Source organism: Pengzhenrongella sp., from assembly GCF_036565025.1.
Classification (GTDB): Bacteria; Actinomycetota; Actinomycetes; order Actinomycetales; family Cellulomonadaceae; genus Pengzhenrongella.
In genome coordinates, this window is sequence record NZ_DATCNW010000333.1 from 1 (window position 1) to 4833 (window position 4833).

Consider the following 4833-nt stretch of genomic DNA (forward strand, 5'->3'; position numbering starts at 1 on the left):
GCTCCTTGACCGTGACGAGCTCGCCGACGGGCTCGTACCCGCCGACCTCGACGACCGTGAGCGCCTCGTTGAGCATGACCTCCTGGCCGGGGCGCAGGTGCGTCAGGTCGAGCGCCGGGCTCGCGCCGACGTGCATCTTGCGGCCGGCCGACATGATGTCGACGGTTCCGTCCGGGCGCGCGGCCAGGAAGATCGCGTAGGTGCCCGGCGGCTTGGCGAGGTCGTCGAGCTGCGACTTGAGGTCGACGATCTGCTCACGGGCGGCGATCAGCGTCTCGGACAGGCGCGCGATCTTGGCGTCCCTGGCGGCGAGCTGCCGCTCCAGGTCACGGCTCTGGGAGTAGCCGGATGACTCGGTCATGTGGACCCACTTTCGTGTCGGCGGTCCTTGTGCTCGTTATCTCTCACATCGACCTCGTGTCCGCAGTTCTTGAGGTCGATCCGTTAATCATCGACCCTATCCGCGTATGTCAATCGCTCGTGGGCGCCTGGCCGACGTCGCGTCGCACGCGGCGGACCTTCTTGTCCGAGATCGGGCGCTCGCCGAGCTCCTCGGGAGTCCATTCGCGGACCTCGGCGGCCTCGCCGCCGGCGTCGACCGGGTAGTTGCCCTTGGCGGGACGACGGCGGCGGACCGGCGCGTCGACGCCGTCGGCCATCCGCCGGGTGGTCAGCAGGAATCCGGTGTGCCCGATCATGCGGTGCTGGGGGCGGACCGCGAGGCCCTCGAGGTGCCAGCCGCGGACCATGGACTCCCAGGCCTCCGGCTCGGTGTACCGGCCGTCAAGGCGCAGGTCCTCGGCGACCCGGGAGAGCTGGGTGGTGGTCGCGACGTAGACGATCAGCACCCCGCCGGGCGCGAGCGCGGTCGCGACCGCCTCCAGGTTCTCCCACGGCGCGAGCATGTCGAGCACGATGCGATCGACCGAGCCGGGCTCGGCGATGGTCCCGAGCACGTCGGAGAGGTCGCCGATCGAGAGCTTCCACGCGGGGTGCGGGCCGCCGAACTGGAGCTCGACGTTGCCGCGCGCGATCGCCGCGAAGTCCTCGCGGCGCTCGATCGAGTGCAGCGAGCCGCCGTCGCCGACCGCGCGCAGCAGCGACATGGTCAGGGCCCCCGAGCCGACGCCGGCCTCCACGACGCGCGCGCCCGGGTAGATGTCCGCCATCGCGACGATCTGGGCCGCGTCCTTGGGATAGACGACCGCCGCGCCGCGCGGCATCGAGAGCACGTAGTCGCTCAGCAACGGGCGCAGCACGAGGTACTCGATGCCCGCGGTGTTGCGCACGACCGAGCCCTCGGGCCGGCCGATGATGTCGTCGTGCGTGAAGTAGCCGCGGTGGGTGTGGAACTGGGTGCCCGCCGCGAGGGTGATGGTGTGCAGCTTCCCCCGCGGATCGGTGAGCTGGACGCGGTCGCCCTCACGCAGCGGGCCACGCCGCATCTCGGCGCCGGTCGAGGCCGGGGCGCGGGTCGCGGCGCCAGGGTGCGTCGCCGGCCCGTCGGGCGTCGGGGACTCGGGCGTCGGGGCTTCGGGCTGCTGGTCGGTCACGAGGTCGGTCACGACGGTCCAGTCTACGAGCGGCTCGCTGCCGTCAGGATCGCTCGCGCAGGATGGTGATCACGTCGGTCGCGAAGACGAGGCCGGTGACCTGCCCGTCGACCACGACGGCCATCGCGTTCGCGAACTTGCTCACCTGCCCGATGGCTTGGACCAGGTCGGGCCCTGCGAGGCGGCCGTCGACGACCGCCCCGACCGGGAGCGGCACCGCGACCGCCTGCACGGGCGTCGTCGTGCGTGCGGGCCCGGGCACCTCCGCTGCCGCCGAGGGGTCGACGTAGGCCGCGGGGCGCCCGTCCGGCGCCAAAAGGACCACCTGGTTCGAGCCGGCCGCGATCGCCAACGCCTCGGCCTGCGCGAGGGTCGCCTGGAACGAGACCCCGACGGCGGGTCGCGCGACGGAGGCGATCGTGAGCCGGTCGACCGTCTGCTGGGCCTGGGCCCCCTTGATCGCCTGGGACGCGCCGCTCCACAGGAAGACCCCGATCAGGGCGGCCCACACGATGGTGAACAGGTCGGGCTGCTCGCCGCGGACCATCGGCAGCCCGAACGCCCACAGCGCGAACCCGACGGCGACGACCCGGCCCACCCAGCCGGCGACGACGGTGCCCCGCGCGCGGTCCCCCGAGACCCGCCAGACCAGGGCCTCGAGCACCCGGCCGCCGTCCAGCGGCAGGCCGGGGACCAGGTTGAAGATCGCGACGAACGCGTTCGCGAACGCACCGGCGTACAGCACGACGCCGAGCAGGCCGCCGTGCGGCGCCGCGTGCGCCCCGAGCCAGCACGCCCCGCCGACGACCAGGTTCGTCAACGGCCCGACGACGGCGATCAGCGCGCTCGATCCGGGAGAGGCGGCCGCGCCGCCGAAGGCCGTGTGCCCACCCCACAGCGTGATCGCGAACTCGCGGACCTCGAGCCCGCGGGCGCGGGCCACGAAGCCGTGCGCGAGCTCGTGCAGGAAGACCGAGACGAACAACAGCACCACGAAGCTGAGCGCGACCAGGTAGGTGGCCGCGTTGCCGATCTCCGGGGCGAAGCGGCGCACGGTCGGCGCGAAGAGCGCCGTGAGCACGACCGCGGCCACGAGCCAGGACGGGGCGAGGATCACGGGCGCGCCGGCGGCGCGCCCGATCACCCAGCCGGGCGTCCCGCCGGCCGGACGGGAGGCAGTGCGCTGAGCATTCACCCAGCCAGCCTAGGGCTGCTTTCTGTGCCCTCGGATGCCCTCCGCCGAGAGCGGAGAAACCGCCCGTTTACGGGCGGTTTGGGTGCCATCACATGAAGAGGGGCGCGGGAGGGGTCCGCTCTCGGCGGGGCTCGGGCGGGTGGTGGCTGGCGTGTGGGTGGGGGTGGTTACGGTTTGGGGGTGCCTCTCACTCCGGTTGATGAAGTTTCCGAAGCCGTCAGTCCCGACGTCGTCGAGTCCGGGCGGCGGCGGCCGGGGCTGTCGCCGTCGCGGGCCAACGACTTCATGCAGTGCCCCCTGCTGTTCCGGTTCCGGGTGATCGACAAGCTCCCGCAGCCGCCCACCGAGGCGATGGCGCGCGGCACCCTGGTGCACTCGGTCCTGGAGCGGCTCTACGACGCCCCGGCCGGGGCCCGGACCGCCGACGCGGCCCGGGCGCTGCTGCCCGGGGAGTGGGAGCGGCTGCGTACAGCCGAGCAGAAGTACGCGGACCTGTTCACCTCCGACGACGACGTCGCGGCCTGGCTCGCGAGCGCCGGAGACCTGGTCGGCACGTACTTCACCCTCGAGGACCCCACCCGGCTCGAGCCGCGCGAGCGCGAGCTGTTCGTCGAGACCCAGCTCGACGGCGGCCCGCTGCTCCGGGGCATCGTGGACCGCCTCGATGTCGCACCCGACGGCGCGATGCGGGTCGTCGACTACAAGACCGGCCGCTCGCCGCGCCCGGGATACGAGAGCTCGGCCCTGTTCCAGATGCGGTTCTACGCCCTGGTGCTGTGGCGCTCGCGCGGCGAGATCCCGCGGATGCTCCAGCTGGTGTACCTCGGCGACGGGCGGGTGCTGCGGCACACCCCGGAGGAGCCCGAGCTGCTCACCGCCGAGGCCAAGATCCGCTCGGTGTGGGACGGCATCGCGGCCACCGCGCGCTCGGGTGACTGGAAGCCGCGCAAGAGCGCCCTGTGCCCGTGGTGCGCCCACCAGGACATCTGCCCGGCGTTCGGCGGCACCCCGCCCGAGATCCCCGAGGGCGCCGTCGAGCTCGCCCTGGGCATCGCCCCTTAGTGCGGGATTCGACCCGCGCGCAGGTGTGCGCGTGGGTCGGGCTTCGGCCCGCCCGCAGGTGCGTGCCTAGCGCGGCTGCGGGTCCCCCTGCCGTGCGCGCCCTAGGCTGGGTCAATGACCGATCTGGAGCCCGGGACCGACCTGCCGGAACGCGAGCCCGTGATGCTTGCGGCCTTCGAGGGCTGGAACGACGCCGGATCCGCGGCGAGCCAGACCCTCGAGCACCTGGATGAGGTCTGGGGCGCGCAAGAGGTCGAGGAGCTGGACCCGGAGGAGTACCACGACTTCCAGGTCAACCGGCCGACGGTTGCGCAGGGCCCGACCGGCAAGCGCGAGATCACCTGGCCGACCACGCACGTCGCGGTCCTGACGACCCCGCGCACCGGGCGCACCGTGGTTCTCGTGCACGGCATCGAGCCGTCGATGCGCTGGCGGCGCTACTGCGGAGAGCTGCTCGACATCGCCGCGAACCTGGGCGTGCGCTCGGTGATCACGCTCGGCGCGCTGCTCGCGGACGTGCCGCACACCCGCCCGATCCCGGTGACGACCACCTCGGAGGACCCGGACGTCCAGGACGGCCTCGACATCGAGCCGAACACCTACGAGGGACCCACCGGCATCGTGGGGATCCTGCAGCACGAGGCCGCCAAGCGCGGGCTTCGGTCGCTGTCCCTGTGGGCCGCCGTGCCGCACTACGTCGCGCACGCCCCCTCGCCCAAGGCGACCCTCGCGATGCTCACCCGCATCGAGGAGCTGCTCGGGGAGCCGGTGCCGCTCGGCGACCTGACGGACGAGGCGGCCGCGTGGCAGCAGGGCGTCGACGAGCTTGCGTCGGAAGACTCCGAGATCGCGGAGTACGTCCGCCAGCTCGAGGAAGCCAAGGACACCGCCGAGCTCCCCGAAGCGAGCGGCGAGGCCATCGCGCGCGAGTTCGAGCGCTACCTGCGCCGCCGCGACCGCGGCACCGGCGCCTAGCACCCCGCAAAGCGCTAACGTCCGAGCGTTGACGTCCTATAGGACGTC

The 4833-nt window shown here is 72.7% G+C and carries 4 protein-coding genes and 1 pseudogene; 2 read left to right on the top strand and 3 right to left on the bottom strand.

Annotated elements, in window-relative coordinates:
- The 3 genes and pseudogenes from VIM26_RS19160 to VIM26_RS19170 form a co-directional block, all read right to left on the bottom strand.
- Window positions 1-361: pseudogene (locus VIM26_RS19160) on the bottom strand (proteasome ATPase); the annotation flags it as partial.
- Window positions 362-470: 109 nt separating this feature from the next.
- Window positions 471-1445, bottom strand: coding sequence for a tRNA (adenine-N1)-methyltransferase (locus VIM26_RS19165; RefSeq protein WP_331954196.1), 975 nt, complete (start codon window positions 1443-1445; stop codon window positions 471-473).
- Window positions 1446-1596: 151 nt separating this feature from the next.
- Complete coding sequence (locus VIM26_RS19170; RefSeq protein ID WP_331954192.1) at window positions 1597-2748, bottom strand: site-2 protease family protein; 1152 nt, start codon at window positions 2746-2748, stop codon at window positions 1597-1599.
- Between the two features lie 180 nt (window positions 2749-2928).
- On the opposite strand from VIM26_RS19170, the gene VIM26_RS19175 reads away from it, so the two are divergent.
- Both VIM26_RS19175 and VIM26_RS19180 read left to right on the top strand, forming a co-directional pair.
- Window positions 2929-3810, top strand: coding sequence for a RecB family exonuclease (locus tag VIM26_RS19175; protein ID WP_414696524.1), 882 nt, complete (start codon window positions 2929-2931; stop codon window positions 3808-3810).
- A 114-nt stretch (window positions 3811-3924) separates the two neighbouring features.
- Window positions 3925-4785, top strand: a complete 861-nt coding sequence (locus VIM26_RS19180; RefSeq protein WP_331954194.1) for a PAC2 family protein — start codon at window positions 3925-3927, stop codon at window positions 4783-4785.
- Window positions 4786-4833: the final 48 nt, after the last annotated feature.